The sequence below is a fragment of the Bacteriovorax sp. BSW11_IV genome (assembly GCF_000447755.1).
Lineage (GTDB): Bacteria > Bdellovibrionota > Bacteriovoracia > Bacteriovoracales > Bacteriovoracaceae > BSW11-IV.
In genome coordinates this window covers 87,157-103,828 of record NZ_AUNE01000050.1, presented here as the reverse complement: position 1 = coordinate 103,828, position 16,672 = coordinate 87,157, and the positions used below count along the sequence as shown (strand labels likewise).

Genomic DNA, 16,672 nt, shown 5'->3' with positions numbered 1-16,672 from the left:
TGCTTTCATGAAAAAATCGACTATTGCATTAGCTTTGCTTTCAACACTTTTGACATTGACACCTTCACAAGCACGATCTCTTTTTTGTGAGGATAAAGATAACTTTATCTATAAAGGTATCTCATGCTGCTCAAATGTTATTGATCAAAAAACATGTATAGACCTTGTTGATAATCATGTGAGTGATGAGATCCTCTCAGAAATTGCCCTAACCCAAAATGAAATTCACGATGGTCTTCACACCCCTGGCTCTCTACCTAATTGCCATTGGTTTGCCCTTTATAATTTGGACCCACAAAATTATAGTGCGCCAAAATATCAGGAAGGTTGGCTCGTGCATGACATCATCGAACAACTCTCTCCCATCGCAAGAGATGAATTGAAAAAAGGTGACTTAATTTACTTTGAAGAGCATGTAAAAATGCGTGACAATAATTTCTTTAATAATGGTGGCAAGAGAATGAGCTATACTCAGCTACCTCCTGCTCCATCACACAGTGCTATTTATTTGGCAGATAACTTTTTAATTCAAAAAGAGAATGTGACGACGGAACATTTCTCTATTGCACCAATAGATGCAACTTTTGAGGCCTATGAGAAGTCTTTGAATTCAAATGTGGCCGTAAGAAAAGGTTTTCTAAAACAGTATTTTTATCGTCACTAATCAAATTGGAGGCCTTATTAAAAAAGGCCTTCTTTTTCTTTAAGTTCTAAAACGCGTTTTGCTTTTTCATGGATTTGTTCAACGCTAATTTTTTTCTTTTTAATTAAGTCTAAAATTGTATTTTTAACTTTTAAGGCAGTCATTTTATCATAATGGATGTTATTACCAAACAATAGGACATCAACTCCTGCTTTTAAGGCCAATTCTATCGCCTCTTCTTGGCCAAAATGATCTTTAATGGCACCCATATTCATATCATCGCTAATAATAACACCTTTAAAGTTCATCTTATTGCGTAAAATTCCCGTCAAGATCTTCTGACTTAAGGTCGCTGGATAATCAGGGTCAAGATCTCTTTGATAGACGTGAGCACTCATAATAAAATCAACTTCTCCGCTTCTGATCAGTCTTGAGTAAGGAGTAAGTTCTCTCTCTTCCCAACTTCTTGTGACATCAACCATGCCAAGATGCGAATCCGCATCAGAACTGCCATGACCTGGGAAGTGCTTTAAAACAGAAAGAACATTTTCATCTCTTTGACCTTTAATAAAAGCAGAGGCATGAAGAGTGACGATATGCTCATCATCAGAAAAACTTCTTCTAACTCCACCAATAACAGGATTCGTTGGATTCACATTAACATCAACAACAGGGGCGAAGTTTAGATTAATGCCGTGGTCATAGAGCTCTTTAGCTAGTTTACGCGCTTGTTGATATGTTTTCTTCGCTTTTCCTTTACCTAATTCTTCTGCACTTTTTTTGGTGCTGAACCCATAGCGGCTTTTTAATCTCGATACAAGGCCGCCCTCTTCATCAATACTAATGAATAACGGAATATCACTAATGGCCTGAAGATCATTTGATAACTTTTTTAACTGAGCAGGGTTCTTGATATTTCTTTGCCTTTTTTTCAATTCGGCATCGTAATCAAATAGAATAACTGAACCCACTTTAACTTTTAAAATATCAAAAAGAATACTCTCTGATTCATTAATTGTTTGCCCGCGAAAGCCAATAAGAATGAGCTGACCAATTTTTTCGTCCAGGCCCATTTGCCTCAACATTCTATCGACTTTCTCACTCGCTTGAGCTGGAAAATTGAGCAAACACAATACTAATATGATTCTTATAAACATTTAAAATTCCTCTTGTTTTTCAATAATTTAAGCAAAATAGATGCCAAGAAATGGCCTCTTTAACCCCTAAAAAGTGTCTGAGCTTTAAACGGCCATTTGTTTTGTTGACGATTGGTCACTTTGGGCCTAATTTCTGCCCAAATCACACACTAGGAACACCAATGAAAAACATTTATGCCTGCGCCTTAATTGCGCTCGTTTTCTCTAATATCGCTATTGCAAAAAATCCTGACAAAATGATCTACGGTGAAGACAACCGTTATGAGATGAGAGATTTCAGGGCCCATAAATTTATTGAACAATCAAAATCAATCGCAGGTCGTGTGAGTACAGAAGTACTTTGGTCCATCGATAACAAAACTTTTCACTATGAATACATGTCACTAGATGGCATTGGTATCAGTGGTGGAAATTTTTCACGTCAATCTCTTCTTCCCGACTGTACAGGGTTTCTTGTATCTGAAGACATTCTTGTAACGGCTGGACATTGTATGATGTCACAAGAAGAATGTGATAAAAATGTATGGGTATTCGATTTCGTAGAAGAAAAAACAAGTAAGAGAATTCTAAAACAAGAACAAATCTTCAAGTGCAAAGAAATTATTAAGCAAGAGCTAGAAAGCACTGAAGAAGGAAAATACATTGATTACGCAATCATTAAACTCGATAGATCAACTCAAAGAAAGGGTCTAAAGTTTAGAACAACAGGAACAATTGCCAAAGATGAGCCCGTAGTTATGATTGGTCACCCAATGGGATTACCAATGAAATTTACTGCCGATGCTTACGTTTTTGATAGCACAGATAAATGGACGCTTCAGGCCAACCTTGACGCTTTCCAAGGAAATTCTGGTTCACCAGTATTTAATGAAACAACTGGTGAAGTAGAGGGAATTCTTGTTCGTGGTAGCGAAGACTTTGTTGAAGATGAACAAGGTGTTCCTCATTACAATATCTGCCCAGAGCAATCACCTTTGCCTGAGTGCAACTATGGTGAAGATATTCTTAAAATTGAGCACGTAGGACTTCAGAACTATCTATAACCCTCAATCTCGATATCCTGTGACTCTAAAAGAGCAATCACTTCAGGAAAACTAAATTTGGCCTTGCGTATTTTCGTATAGGCCAAATCGATGGAGTAATTCGTGGCCGATCTAAGGTCGGCCTTCATTAGGTTCGCACCAGCAAAAGTCGTTTCCCTAAGATCACTACCGCAAAACACCGCCTCTTCTAAATTACTTTCAGAAAAATCTGCTTGATGAATTTTAGAATTCTTAAAATTCATTTTTTTAAGATTCATCCCACTAAAAATTGAAAGATCAAGAATACACTCATCAAACTCAACGGCCGACAGCGAACTGCAATCACTCCAATTGATACCGGTTAATTTTGAATGATTAAATTTACAATCACGAAATGTACTACCAGAGATTAGTGCATTTGAGAAATTCACATTTTTAAAAGTACACTCAAGAAATTTCGAGAACTGACAATCCTTACCCACAAAATTGAAGTTTTCAAAATGACAGTTATAAAACTCACTACTTCTCAAACTATTTAACTCTCCGTTCAATGAGGAGGCATCAGAATTAAAAGTTTCATCTTCATAACTGTTCATCTAATTCTTCCTTAAATAGCTGGCGGTATTTCTCTTTTGCTTTATTTTTAACATCGTCATTCACATAGAATGAAACAATGGACAAGGCAGCGACGATCACGGCCAAATCATCGCTATAGCCAATAAGTGGAGTTAAATCAACGATAGCATCCAAAGGTGAAATAAAATAAACAAGGGCCGAAGTTACTGCACTTTTCACCCACAAGGGAACATCTTTTCTTTGGAGAACATAAAAAAGAAGTAGGGCCTTGTAGATCAGATCTTTTCCAATGACTTTAAAATGCTTTAAAAATTTTTGCCAAAGTTTCTCTTCACTAAAGCTCATAGGCCCTCCAATTCCCCTATTATATCATATCGAGAACAATTGGGCAGTGGTCACTACCTTGAACCTCAGGTTGATGGAAACAATTTTGAATACGCTTTTTAAATCCATCAGTTGTCCAAAAATAATCAATCCGCCACCCAACATTTCTGGCACGACAATCACCTCTAAAAGTCCACCATGTATAGTGACCATTTTCATTAGGTGTAAACTCTCTGAAAGCGTCGATAAAGCCTTTCTTTTTAAATTTATCCATCCACTCTCTTTCTATAGGAAGAAATCCCGTAGTCTTTGTATTCGTTTTTGGATTGGCAAGATCGATTTCATGGTGTGCAGTATTGAAGTCACCTGTGATAACAACTTCTTTTCCCGTTTTCTCTTTTAGAGCGAGAGCTTGATTTGCAACTTCATCACTAAAAGATAATTTATAGGGAACTCTTCCGTGATCGCGTTGACCATTTGGAAAGTAGCAATTGAAAAGAATAAAATTATCAAATTCAGTGATAATCGTTCTTCCTTCACTATCAAATTCTTCTTTTCCCAGCCCAATCTTATTCTTAAAAGTAATTCCTTTTTTTATCCAAGTAGAAACTCCTGAATAACCTTTCTTTTGAGCGGGAGCATAGAGAACTTCATAATCATCTGGATTAACAAGTGAATCAGATAATTGTTCTGGAAGTGCTTTTGTTTCTTGTAAGCAGATAACATCAAATTTATTGTCACTCACCCAATCAAGATAACCTTTTTTTTCACAGGCCCTAAGTCCTGCCACGTTCCATGATGCAATTTTCATACAAACCCTTTTTTATTGATTACTAGAGGCATTCGTTTTTCCCGTTCTAACAAACTCTTAACGGGCCTCAAATTATAATTGAATTTAGAATTCAATTTATGAAAAAAACGAAAGCAATTTTTGTTACAACAATATTTATAACAACTTTTTCAACATCAGTCTTTGCGGCTTGCACGACAAAAATGAAAAGTTACCTCAGGGCCGCCAAGGGAACAAAATCATCAATAATTCGCACACTGCCACGCTATACCCCATTGATTATTGAACAAAGAGACAATGAGTGGCTCAAAGTAAAAACTCACGGTGCCATTGGTTGGATCTATCATTCTCTGGTCGATGAAAGCATGCAATGCATGGTGATCAAAGGCGCCTCTTCACCCAAATGCCCATCTGATAATGGCCTTACTCATGAGCTTGCCCACAACGAAGGTCTAAAAGTCCTTAAGATGGAAATTGGTTGCAATTATGTTCAAGACTTATGGGGCCGTAGATTTTGGGTGAATAACTTTGAAGCATGGCCTCCAGAAATAAAGAAATCACTGGCACTATAAAATAAATTATATTTCCACAAGAGTATTTGGGACTTTTTGCTGACAAATGCGTCATAGTTTTTTATAGTGAAAAGCTTAAACCCCAATAAAGGAAATACAGTGCCATCAAATGAAAATTTGACTCGCTCTTCTGAGTCAAAAAATAAGTTTATTGACCTTATTATCAAAAAGCCTCGCAACTTTAAAAACGATATTTTATCGGGAACTACAGTTGCTCTCGCCTTAGTACCTGAGGCCATCGCATTTGCTTTTGTTGCGGGTGTAAATCCAAAAGTCGGACTCTATGCTGCATTTATGATGGGACTTATTACTGCGATCTTCGGAGGAAGACCAGGTATGATCTCTGGAGCAACTGGTGCAGTGGCCGTTATCTTTGCACCATTAGTTGCAAAAGTTGTTAACGATACAATGGCCACAGGTGTTGGATTTGAAGCGGCCATGAACAATGCTCTTGGCTATCTCTTTGCGGCCGTTATCATGATGGGGCTCCTACAAATTGCATTCGGACTTTTAAAATTTGGGAAATTTATTCGCCTTGTTCCACACCCTGTAATGCTAGGCTTTGTTAACGGTCTTGCTATTATTATTTTCAAAGCTCAATTTCCTCAATTCACAGTGGGCGGTCACCTTCTAGAAATGGCCCCTCTACTCTTAATGATTGCTCTTATTGCACTAACAATGGCAATCAGTATCTTTTTACCAAAGCTCACTAAGTCTGTACCTGCAACTCTTGTTGGGATTATTGTTGTTTCTGTAATAGGTCACTTTATCAATCAAATGTACCCGGGACTTGTAAGAACAGTTTTAGATTTTGTTCAAGATCGCGATCCAAATATTCAAACGATTGCAGCAGGACTTCCACAATTTGGCATTCCATCAATGCCTTTTTCATTAGAAGCACTAAAGATGATTTTTCCTTTTGCGGCCATTGCTGCAGCCGTTGGTTTAATTGAATCTCTTATGACTTTAACTTTGGTTGACGAACTTACCGAGACAAGAGGAAAAGGAAATAAGGAATGTATCGGACAAGGACTTGCGAACGTTGTTAATGGGTTCTTTGGCGGCATGGGTGGTTGTGCCATGATTGGGCAAAGTATGATCAATATTCGTGGAGGAGGAAGAGGAAGAACTTCTGGGATATCTGCCGCGATCATCCTTCTGTTCTTTGTTTTATTTGGAGCTTCATTTATTGAAAAAATACCGTTAGCAGCATTAGTTGGTGTTATGTTCATGGTTGTTATTGGAACATTTGAATGGTCAAGTCTCAGACTATTTAACAAAATTCCAAAGAGCGATATGTTCGTTATTATTTTAGTTTCTGTCGTAACTGTTTTTGCAGATCTTGCCATTGCTGTATTTGTTGGAATTATCGTCTCTGCGCTTGTCTTTGCATGGGAGCATGGAAAAGTCATGAGAGCAAATAAATCTGTTCAAAATAATATGACTGTTTATGAATTAGATGGGCCGCTCTTTTTTGGTTCAATCACTTCATTTAAGGATCTGTTCAATTACAAAGAAGATCTTGAACATATTGTCATCGATTTTAAAAACTCAAGAATCTGGGATCACTCAGGACTTGAGGCCCTACAAAATGTAGCGGACAAATATGATCAGTATAATAAAAAGCTTCACCTCCTTAATCTAAGTGGTGACTGTGAACTGCTGCTAAAGAAGGCAAAAAATATTGTAGAACTCAATGTAATTAAAAATGTTGATTGGCATATAGCCGATGATGAGCTTGACTCATAAGCTCTGATATAGGATATTTTTTCACCCTCAAAATCTAGAATTAAAATAATGCTATCGTTTTCATAAGGACACTCAGGAGACCTTATGAAAACGATAATCTTCATGCTACTCTTAATTCCTTCATTAGCTCATGCCCTTCTTGTAGGTGAACTTGGTTTAATGACCTCATTTACTTCAACTGATTTCACAGAAACTTCTGCAACTCCAGGTAAGCACTCTGGTTCTTTTTCACCTGGTATTGGTTTTGAAGGCAGATTTGGTTTTGAATTTCCAATTGTTACTCTTGGGGCCATTGGTCTTATCGACTGGGAAAGTTCTCTCACGAGATACCAACCCGACAATAAAACGCTCTTCTCATCAACAACCTATTCTAATACAAGAAGAAGAATTGCCTTTGGGCCAACGGCCATGGCAACTCTCCCATTTTTTAATCTTAGGCTAGTTGGAGAATACTTTATTCATGTACAAGACACTTTCACATATGCAAAACCAAAAGGTGAAAACCCTTTTTCAGAGAAAGACGAAATTAAAGGAGATGGGTACGGTGTGGGTATTGGTTATAAAATGCTAGGGTTTTACTTTCAGGCCACTTATCGCAAATTCGTCTATAAAAAGGGAAAAATTGGGGGAAGTTCAACAGCAGACTTACCAAGTTCTTCATATTCAAAAATTGATACTTCGGGAATGTATTTGAGTATCGGAGTATCAATTTAAGTGATTTATCAATAACTTGGCCTTTTATTAAATGAGTGTTTTTTACCGACACTCTTTATTTTAGATGAGAATTCGCTATAGAAAGAGCATGAAAAAATCATTAATTCTTATGCTCCTTTCTTTCTATTCATTCAATTCATGGTCAATGAATAAACAGGAATTTGAAAATACAATTTCAACTATTTTTAACCTCTATAAAAATGAACTTGATGAACGTTTTTCCTCAATTTCAATGAATGTTAACTGGGATGGTAAAACTCCAAATGCCAGTGTTTCAAGAAAAGATGGTCAATTAAGAGTTTACTTTGATGGTGAATTTGTAAGAAAACACCAATTGAATGCCCCTGCCTTTGCCATTACAGTGTGCCATGAAATTGGACACGTCCTTGGTGGAGAACCTAGAGTCTATCCTTCAAAAAAGTATTCATCAGAGGCCCAGTCTGACTATTTTGCGGCATCAGAGTGTTTACCTCGCTATTATAAGACATTAAAAAATCCAACTTTTAAAAAAGCAACACTTTCACAAAAACTGGCGTCCAAATGTCAAAGTGAATACTGCCAATGGGCCATGTCGGCCCTAGAGCGCGAACTTGTTATTTACGCAGAAGAGGCTTCATTACTAAAAGAAGATACAAAAGTTGTGACATACACAAATATGAACGACTATCCTTCTGCTCAATGTCGTGTAGACACAATCGCCAGGGCCATACTTGGAGATGAAAGACCACGCTGCTGGTTTAATGAAGAACAAGAGATTAAGCCTTGGGAGTATATTGTAAATTATGACTATGAAGAGGCCCTAATTTCAGGAGTAGTAAAAGAAGTCATCCCAACTGACTTGGGATGCCTTGTTAAGATTAAGTCATTGGACTTCTTCTCTCCTAGTTATATCTCTCCTTTACAAGAGAACTTTATCTTTGCCAGCGGAATTCAAGTTATTGGCGAGTGCAAATACCTATCAGGAAGCAGTATTTCTGGAACAGTGAGTGAATACAGAGGCTTGCTATACCTTAATCTCAATCCTAACGATAAATAATACAAAATCAGACGCTCTTTTTTTTAAAAGAGCGCTAATCATTCAGGCCGAATTGACTCCTCACGAAGATATTGTAATTTCCAATTTCATCATTTTTAGAGAGAAAAGAATATGAAAACGAAATTACTTTCAATGCTATTTATCGCCCTATTAGTTGTCTCATGTGGAAAAAAAGAAGAACAAGACCCGTTGGAAAACAATCCAGATTTAACCTTTTCAACAATGGCCAATACAAGAAAAGAGCTTTTAAATGTAGGTATAGCAATTGTTTGTTATGAAGACCTCAACGAAACAATTTACGAATGTGACTTAGATCAAAATTACTTTTCTGATTTTGTGAGAAATTCTAATCTTGAAACTGAAGAAGAAGTTATCGCCTACTACAATAGAACGATTTCACTATTAGAGGCCTATCGTCACCAAAGTTCACTTATCATCAAACAATGTGCAGATAAGTATATTGTGAATTGTGACAAAATTTATCATGGTAATCTTACTGGAGTGGAATACTTTTCAAGAATTATTATTACTGTAGATTCAATAATTGAATATTTCAAAGAAATGGCCTCTCTTTAATAAATTAGAAAGAGGCCAAATTATTTAGTAATTTGATTTTATATAAGCAAGCATTTGATCGAGTACAATCCCCCAACCGGTCTCAAAGCCCATCTCAGCGTGTTTCTGTCTTGTTTGCTCATCCTTATGAAGTGCAGTTGCTCTATAGCGAGTGCCACTTCCTTCTGGAGTAAGTTCTAACTTTGCCGTGAAGAAACCATTTTCGCGTGGTCTGAAATCAGAATCGAGACAATCAGTCCAAACTATTTTTCTATTTGGAACAATTTCTAAATAACAACCTGAGTTTGGAAACTCCTCACCGTCAGGTGATTTCATTTTAGTAAAAAACTCCCCTCCTGGACGCAAATCAATACGACATTCACAGACACTCCAGGGGCTTGGGCAAAACCAATTCTTTATTCCTTTTGCATCAGTCCAGGCCTTAAAAATCAACTCTGGAGAAACATCAACGACTCTCTCGAGAACGAGATCCAATTTATCATTCATAGAACACTCCCTTGTTTTTAATAACAATAGCATAGTAAATAGAATTCAGTGTCAAATAATAAGACAATCAAAACACCTAACCATTTGAATTTATATAAATTAATAATAAGAAAGTTGGCATACTTTCTGCTTATTAAATAACTCTATGATGAATCTTATTATTGTCTTTCATTTCATTTTTCTATTTGTTGGTCAAAGTTGGGCCAATGAATTTAGATACGCTGATTTTCTAAAGTCCACTGTAAAAATTGAAGATCACGATAAGCTTCTTATTCCCTACAAGGATGGTGAATTACTCATTGAGCTTCATTCCTTATTAGGAGCAGGAAATACAACCAATGTTTTAGATGCAACTTTTAAAAATAAACGAGTCGCTCTAAGACTTCCAAAATCAAATGGACAATTCAACACCTACTCCGCCTATGTCGATTTTTTAGAAAATTACTATCAAGGTCAAATGATTCTTGAGATGCAAGGGGTATCAGTTCCTAAAATATTTCACTATGAAAAAGATAAATATATCATTGTCGAAAAACTTTCTATTAACTCTGGTCCAGACTTAGAAACATTATTTCTAAAAAAAGAGACACTTGATGAAAATATCTATGTTAGGGCCGTTGCCAGACTCGATGATTTTGCGCGTGAGCTTGCGCCTTTTTCTTTAATTAAAGACTTTCATTTAAAACAGGCACGTTACTCATTAGAGGAAGATAAATGGTATCTTCTCGACTGGATGGACTCGCACGAACTGTTCACCGATATAGAGGATTCAGTGGCCTTAGAAAAGAGAACTGTTGAGCAAAAATATGAAGAACTTGCCCAAGCAATGAACTCAGACTCAGAGTCTCTTGATTTAAAAAATCATGACATGCCTGATGATGCAAATCGTTTATTAAACAATTTAAAAAAGATTATAACGGAAGAAAGAAAAATTATTCTAGAAACTGAAAATGAGTTTCTAACAGAAAAGTTACAAAAAATAGAAAGTGCAAAATCTGTAGAAGAATTTATAGACCTTATAACATCACCGGCGCCAAGGTTTTCACGTCATTATGTGGAAACAATACTTGATATTGTAATTGAACAGTCTCGATTTGATCGTCTAAAAATACTCGAGAAAATTCCATTCTATCTTATCTCTGACAATCAGGATTATCTTCGTCTAGTCACAGAACTTACACAAAAAGAAATGACTATTCATGAGTTGGCAGAATTACTTTCATTAAAAAAAGTTCGAATAATGAATATTAATTGGGAGCTTACAATGAGAATTCAAAAACTCATAACCGATAACCAGAATATCCTATCAGCTGCTGATTACGAAATTCTTATCAAGCATCCCTTTGTTACAAATTATGCTAAGAATTGGATCGAAAAGAATTCAAGCTGTTATACAAAAATGGGTCACCACTTTTCACGATAAAAGCACCTTTGTCCGACCTCTTTACTCAGTAAAGAACCTCAAAAATCAAGAAAAAATAAAATTCTCCGTAAAGTTCATATCAATCAATACGGAGAGACTAAATGAAAGTGACCAAAATTATAATGGTACTTGCCCTATTGGGTCTAGGTGCCAATGCCCTTGCTGAACCAGTTGTAACCTTTGAAGAAGGAACAAATCAGTTTGAAGATGCTTCTCAAGCAAATGAACATGAATATGTTTTAAATCCTGAAGAAGAAGAGCGCTACTACCTTGAGGCCCAACAAAAAGGTGATTTTGATATTCTAAACTTCAAGTTCCCACAAGAGCATTGGTTTGAGTGCGAAGATGAAGTCACTGGAAATTTTCTAAATTATAAATGTGCATCTCGTAGACAAATCTCATCTATTCTAAATGATTATCTTCAAAAGCATGTTACCGGTTGTGTTCAAGAGGCCCTCGATTCTGTTGATGGGGGAACTATTGAAAAGCTCCACATTGTTCACGATGGAATTCTGGGTGACAAACGCCATTCTCCAAGAAGTTTACATGCAGAAAATCGTGCCATCGATATTCGTATCTTTGATGTGACGACAACTGAGGGTGTGAAGAAAAAATATGTGTATGAAGATAAAAAGAATAGAGATTTTTTCTTAAAATTTAGAACTTGTTGGGGACACGTCATTAGTGAGAATAATGATTGTCCAATTTATGCAGGAACTCCTCATAGAACGGGATCAATCGGTTGGGAGGATAAAAACCACCAACACCATATGCACACTTCGGTTCCCTATTGTGTGAATGGAAAATATGGAAATTACTTTTATCAAAGATAATAAATAAGAAGCTCCCGAAAGGGAGCTTTTTTATAGGTCTAAATTAAAGCGAATAAAAAAATCATACTGCTCGCGCTTCCCCTTAGATTTAGCAATATATGCCCCTCCTAAATTTAATGGGAAAATCTGCCACAAAATCGTATTCGTATTTAATTCTAATCCGTAGCTATTGAGTGTTGTATTATTCTTGTTGATCTCAGTAACTCTTGTCGAGTCAAAAAATAATGAGGCGTAAATGCGTTTCAAATAGAACCAATTCCCAAATTCTAAGTCAGGATAAAATAGTGGAAAATAATAATCGCCTGTCACTTTTTGATATTCCGGGACATTCTCATAATCATATCCTCTAGAGAAAACATAATAAAGGCCAGGAAGTAGCATTGGTGTAAATTTATATGAATATTGATAGGCCCTTGTTTTTTCACCTGATAAAGTAAAACGGAAACCATTATTAGCAAAAAAACCTGGAATAGTAATCCCAGTCTTATGCAACAAACGATAGGATGAATCTAAAGAGCTTTTTTTATTTCGTGCATTTTCATAAACAAAAGTCTGACTAAAGCTCCAAGGTGAGATTATTGATCTCGATGCCTTATCTTTTTCCATAACAAAATAAAACTCTCCACTTGTATGTAAAAAGTTTCGATCTTGAATGATTGAATCACGTCCAACAAATTTATAGTCTTCAGTTTTAAGATAATTAACAGACCCAGAAAGCTCTAATGTATATGAATATAAATTCTTCGCAAAAACAAAAGGAACGAGGGCCTTAATCCCTGCAGACGTTTCTTGCCATGATAATTCATAATCTGTTCCAAAATAATTAACTGCTCTCTCTCTTTTGCTCGCTTGTAATGAAAAGACAGGGTAATACTTAAGTATATTTAATGAAAAGTTTGCAAATGTAGTCTTCTCCTCACTGTCCTCTCCTACTGTCGCAGACATCGACAATGTATTCAAATAATTTGCAGTCTCAACATTTACTTGATAACCCCTCGTCCCAATAAAGCTCCAGCTATGAGGAATAAAAAGACGTTTATCCACATGGGAGTAATCTTTTTCGTCATAATGCTGATGATCTTTCTCATACATTTGCACTTGATCATCAAATGATTTTAGGGGGAATTTATTATAATCATCGGAAGCATTATCACTTAGATAATTAAAGTCAATGAGAGCATTAATTTTTAAAGCACGACACTTATCTAAGTCATAGGATTTGATTGTTGATCCATTTGTATCAATCTCACTTACGTAGATTTTTCCTTTATAAACAGCAGGTGTATGAGTAGCAATTTTAGAAAAAGTACACTGAGAGATGACCTTTTTTGAAAGAGAAAAAATTTCATTATAACCTAGGTATTGGGCCTCAAAAAAGATTCTATTTTCATCATCAATAAATAGATTAAAAAGATTATTGCGAGAGGCAGGAAGAAGCTCTTCTATAATCTTTTTATCCCTTAAAGATATGCGCACAATACTCTTATGACCTGTTTTAGAGCTTACAATAGCAATGGCCTCTTCACCTCTAGTATAGTGAACTTCGCTTGGTTTATTGTCACCAAGATCAAATGAGTTTAGGGTTTTGCCCTCTATTGAAAGTTCTGTAATATACCATTTTTGATCTTCTTTAAATTCAATGGCCACGACTTTAGTGCCACTATAATGAAGTCTAGGATTAAAGAATCTTTTGTTATTAGTTATTTTTTCTTGAACTCCCCTCTCAAGATCCACTAAAACGAGATCGGAAAAATTTCTGTAGCTATATCTTAAATCAGGAAGGTACTGGTTATAAATTGCCTTTGACTTGGCCACACTGAACTGCACAGACTCTTTACGAAAGGGAATTTCCAAGATGTCTACTTCTTTATCTTGATCTTTTTTAACAATGGTCCAATGACTATCCAGATTATATTTCAAATAATAGAGAGCTCCATTATCAAATTGAGGAGCATACTCTTCTCTAAAATCTTTAATTTCATTTTCAGCAATTATGTCGTTTTGCCACTGTTGTTTAAAATCTGCGATGGCATCATTGTAGAAAGTTGAAAAAGAAATCCCTGAAACACTTTCGATGGCCGAGTACAAACGCCACATATGAGGAAGATCTGATACTTCTTTTACAACTTTTGGCCAAAAGCTCTCCCCATATTTTTTAGTTCCATAAGAAACAAGGGCGTAGCCAAATACGTAATGATTAGGAAGAGAGTTCTTGTACGTCCCATTAACAAATTGATTAAACGTTGGAATCTTATTACTTAGAACAAGGGCCTTGAAACGCTCCATAAAACGTGGCGAGCGTCCTCTTCCCGCATCAGTGTACTTTGTTTCGGCCCAAACAGCATCTCCTTCCATAAACCAAGGACGAAGTCCCATAAATATAGCAACGGCCTTTCCCATATCCCCGAAGGCGAGATTAAAAAATTTAACAGTACTACCGCTGAAATAATCAAATTGAACAAGATGGCGATACTCGTGGATGGAGAGAGTTTGATACCACTCACTCGCTCCAACAAATGGCATAAAATTCGCTGAAGTGAACCATTCACTTCTCTTTGGCATTATTGTGACAAAGCCATTTGGTGAGGCCATTTCTGGCCGAATGATGAGAGTGAATTTTTCAGGATTAGTGATCCCATAGGTTTGCCCAACCAAAGGTCCATAGTGCTTAACGAGATTAGCGAAGTAGACAGATTGAGCACTCATAAATTCAGGATAGATCACAAAAACATTTTCGTTTTCTATACTTTTCCAATCAAATGATGGGGAACTTTGAGAGAAGCTAAAAGATTGAGCGTTTACACTGGCCGAACAAGTGATTAGTGCAACAAGAAGCTGGGCCATAAGACCAAGTTTTTTGATCATAAATATTCCAAATTAAAAGATTTTTATGTATTTTCCCCTCAGAGGAAGATCAATGTCAATAAGATATCCCCTATCAAAATTGGATGTAACTCCTATAAAAAAGGAAAAAATTTACAACAACCCTACCTTATTTTCTATGATTCCCTCATAATGCGCCAAATGACATTCATTGGAGAGAATATGATGAAATTGATCCTACCGTTAATTGGGCTTGCCTTTATACAAAACACATTTGCTTGGACATATAATTGTAATGAAGTCGTTTCTTCGCATCCCAATGCAAGAATCAATATCGTAAAGGCAAATATCATGGCCGATATTAGTTTAGATGGTATCTCATTAGACGGAACATATACTGCGCAGGGAGATGATTACGAATTGATGTTAGATCGATTCTACCATGGAGAGAAAATTGATAAGAATGGAAGCAATTACTACATGGAAAAAGTCATGAGAAGTAATCCCTTTGTTTGTGGAGATCCTGGTTATCCTTGTCTTGAAAAAGAAAGCGTTGAATTTGATGGGAGTAAAAATCAATTACGTTATACAGAAACATTTCGCATGAAGTATCTTTCTTCGACAGAAAATATTCAATTTGATTTCGTTCTTCAATGTAAAAAACAATAGTTTTTAAAGTACAGGTCCTAAAGGACCTGTACCACATACTTCTGCTCTTCGACTTCTTTATCACCAATAACAATAATCGAATAAACCATATCTTCACGAGCTTTTTTAACTTTTTCTTTTAATGGATCGCTACTTTGATCTATTTCCACAAAATGTCCTTTTGCCCTTAATTCAATGAGAAGTGAGTTGGCATAATTTAAAGAATTTTGTGAAACATTCAAGATTCGATACTGATTAGGGTGCAACCAAAAAGGAAGCTTCTTGCCATAGTGTTCAAGTAGCATTCCAATAAATCGCTCAATCGAACCAAAAATGGCCCTATGGAGCATATAAGGAACTCTCTTATTGCCTTCTTTATCGTAATAATGAAGTCCAAAACGATTCGGTAAATTAAAGTCCAATTGGATTGTTGAGCATTGCCATGATCTCCCATGACGGTCTTTAACGTGAAGATCTAATGAAGGCCCATAAAATTTGGCCTCCCCCTCTTTTTTATGAACATCAAGTTTCGAGCGAATAAGAGCTTTCTCTAAGATATCCTCACAATACTTCCAATCTTGATCTTCACCCATATATTGTTTCTTTCTTTTATCGCGCACAGAAAGCTCAAAATGATAATCTGGTAATCCGCACTTTTGCATAATCATTTGAATCAAGGAGATGATATTAGAAACTTCATTCAATAAATCTTCTCCTGCACAAAAAATATGGGCATCATCTTGAACAAACGAGCGAACTCGTAAAAGTCCATGAAGGGCACCTGACTGCTCATTACGATGAACATGACCTAGTTCACAAAATCTTAAAGGTAGTTCTGCGTGCGAGCGTCTTTTACTATTAAATGCCAAAATAGCTCCAGGGCAGCTCATAGGTTTAATGGCATAATCACGCTTATCAACTGAAGAAAAGAACATATTTTCTTCAAAGTAATCACAGTGACCAGATTTTTTCCACAGCTCTTTATCGAGCATCATGGGGCTTTCCATTTCTAAGTAACCATTATCGCGATGTATTTGACGCCAATATTGAATAAGAGAATTTTTTATTCTTAGGCCATTTTCATGCCAAACAGGAAAGCCTGGGGCCTCTTCAAAAAAAGAAAATAAGTCGTACTTCGCTCCCAGTGAGCGATGATCTTCAGGTAAATACATATAAACCTCAAATGTATTAAAAAGGATTCTAAATCCTGTTACCGTAAATATAAATGTAGTGGTGTCTTAAAAACGTATACTCAATATCAATGAGCATACATAAAAGAATGTAAATTACCCCTAAGGGG

At 36.2% G+C, this 16,672-nt stretch carries 17 protein-coding genes; 10 read left to right on the top strand and 7 right to left on the bottom strand.

Annotated elements, in window-relative coordinates:
* The first annotated feature begins 7 nt into the window (after nucleotides 1–7).
* Nucleotides 8–664 carry a hypothetical protein gene (locus M899_RS14305; RefSeq protein WP_021272211.1) on the top strand — a complete coding sequence of 219 codons (657 nt, stop codon included), beginning with the start codon at nucleotides 8–10 and terminating at the stop codon, nucleotides 662–664.
* 17 nt (nucleotides 665–681) lie between these two features.
* On the opposite strand, the gene M899_RS14300 is transcribed toward M899_RS14305, so the two are convergent.
* Nucleotides 682–1,800, bottom strand: a complete 1,119-nt coding sequence (locus M899_RS14300; RefSeq protein WP_021272133.1) for a glycoside hydrolase family 3 protein — start codon at nucleotides 1,798–1,800, stop codon at nucleotides 682–684.
* A 161-nt stretch (nucleotides 1,801–1,961) separates the two neighbouring features.
* On the opposite strand from M899_RS14300, the gene M899_RS17975 reads away from it, so the two are divergent.
* A complete protein-coding gene (locus tag M899_RS17975; protein WP_021272245.1) occupies nucleotides 1,962–2,843 on the top strand; it encodes a trypsin-like serine peptidase in 882 nt (293 codons plus the stop codon).
* Here the strand turns inward: M899_RS17975 and M899_RS14290 are convergent.
* The 3 genes from M899_RS14290 to M899_RS14280 are packed head-to-tail and all read right to left on the bottom strand — an operon-like array spanning nucleotide 2,834 to nucleotide 4,533.
* Nucleotides 2,834–3,418, bottom strand: a complete 585-nt coding sequence (locus M899_RS14290) for a pentapeptide repeat-containing protein (protein WP_021272178.1) — start codon at nucleotides 3,416–3,418, stop codon at nucleotides 2,834–2,836. The two genes, M899_RS17975 and M899_RS14290, sit on opposite strands and share 10 nt — an antisense overlap.
* Nucleotides 3,405–3,743: a YkvA family protein gene (locus M899_RS14285; RefSeq protein ID WP_021272193.1), complete on the bottom strand. Its 339-nt coding sequence runs from the start codon at nucleotides 3,741–3,743 to the stop codon at nucleotides 3,405–3,407. The genes M899_RS14290 and M899_RS14285 overlap by 14 nt, the downstream gene beginning before the upstream one ends.
* 19 nt (nucleotides 3,744–3,762) lie before the next feature.
* Nucleotides 3,763–4,533, bottom strand: coding sequence for an exodeoxyribonuclease III (locus tag M899_RS14280; RefSeq protein ID WP_021272147.1), 771 nt, complete (start codon nucleotides 4,531–4,533; stop codon nucleotides 3,763–3,765).
* Nucleotides 4,534–4,631: 98 nt separating this feature from the next.
* On the opposite strand from M899_RS14280, the gene M899_RS14275 reads away from it, so the two are divergent.
* The 5 genes from M899_RS14275 (at nucleotide 4,632) to M899_RS14255 (ending at nucleotide 9,159) form a co-directional block, all read left to right on the top strand.
* Entirely contained in the window at nucleotides 4,632–5,084 is a 453-nt protein-coding gene (locus M899_RS14275; RefSeq protein WP_021272185.1) for an SH3 domain-containing protein, read from the top strand.
* 150 nt (nucleotides 5,085–5,234) lie between these two features.
* Nucleotides 5,235–6,833 (top strand): SulP family inorganic anion transporter, encoded by a 1,599-nt coding sequence (locus M899_RS14270; protein ID WP_034729676.1) that lies wholly within the window; start codon nucleotides 5,235–5,237, stop codon nucleotides 6,831–6,833.
* An 84-nt stretch (nucleotides 6,834–6,917) separates the two neighbouring features.
* Complete coding sequence (locus M899_RS14265; protein ID WP_021272162.1) at nucleotides 6,918–7,547, top strand: hypothetical protein; 630 nt, start codon at nucleotides 6,918–6,920, stop codon at nucleotides 7,545–7,547.
* 88 nt (nucleotides 7,548–7,635) lie between these two features.
* A complete protein-coding gene (locus M899_RS14260; protein WP_155897226.1) occupies nucleotides 7,636–8,583 on the top strand; it encodes an ImmA/IrrE family metallo-endopeptidase in 948 nt (315 codons plus the stop codon).
* Nucleotides 8,584–8,694: 111 nt separating this feature from the next.
* Nucleotides 8,695–9,159: a hypothetical protein gene (locus M899_RS14255; protein ID WP_021272168.1), complete on the top strand. Its 465-nt coding sequence runs from the start codon at nucleotides 8,695–8,697 to the stop codon at nucleotides 9,157–9,159.
* 24 nt (nucleotides 9,160–9,183) lie between these two features.
* On the opposite strand, the gene M899_RS14250 is transcribed toward M899_RS14255, so the two are convergent.
* The gene (locus M899_RS14250; RefSeq protein WP_021272148.1) at nucleotides 9,184–9,645 is read right to left on the bottom strand and encodes an SRPBCC family protein; all 462 of its coding nucleotides are present in this window, start codon (nucleotides 9,643–9,645) and stop codon (nucleotides 9,184–9,186) included.
* Nucleotides 9,646–9,790: 145 nt separating this feature from the next.
* On the opposite strand from M899_RS14250, the gene M899_RS14245 reads away from it, so the two are divergent.
* Both M899_RS14245 and M899_RS14240 read left to right on the top strand, forming a co-directional pair.
* Nucleotides 9,791–11,068, top strand: coding sequence for a hypothetical protein (locus tag M899_RS14245; RefSeq protein WP_021272108.1), 1,278 nt, complete (start codon nucleotides 9,791–9,793; stop codon nucleotides 11,066–11,068).
* A 101-nt stretch (nucleotides 11,069–11,169) separates the two neighbouring features.
* Nucleotides 11,170–11,901, top strand: coding sequence for a hypothetical protein (locus M899_RS14240; RefSeq protein WP_021272209.1), 732 nt, complete (start codon nucleotides 11,170–11,172; stop codon nucleotides 11,899–11,901).
* Nucleotides 11,902–11,931: 30 nt separating this feature from the next.
* Here M899_RS14240 and M899_RS14235 read toward each other — a convergent pair whose 3' ends face one another.
* Nucleotides 11,932–14,766, bottom strand: coding sequence for a peptidase MA (locus tag M899_RS14235; RefSeq protein WP_021272223.1), 2,835 nt, complete (start codon nucleotides 14,764–14,766; stop codon nucleotides 11,932–11,934).
* A gap of 180 nt (nucleotides 14,767–14,946) precedes the next feature.
* On the opposite strand from M899_RS14235, the gene M899_RS14230 reads away from it, so the two are divergent.
* Nucleotides 14,947–15,393 carry a hypothetical protein gene (locus M899_RS14230; RefSeq protein ID WP_034729614.1) on the top strand — a complete coding sequence of 149 codons (447 nt, stop codon included), beginning with the start codon at nucleotides 14,947–14,949 and terminating at the stop codon, nucleotides 15,391–15,393.
* A 17-nt stretch (nucleotides 15,394–15,410) separates the two neighbouring features.
* On the opposite strand, the gene thrS is transcribed toward M899_RS14230, so the two are convergent.
* Nucleotides 15,411–16,544: a threonine--tRNA ligase gene (thrS, locus tag M899_RS14225; protein ID WP_021272220.1), complete on the bottom strand. Its 1,134-nt coding sequence runs from the start codon at nucleotides 16,542–16,544 to the stop codon at nucleotides 15,411–15,413.
* Between the last annotated feature and the right edge of the window lie 128 nt (nucleotides 16,545–16,672).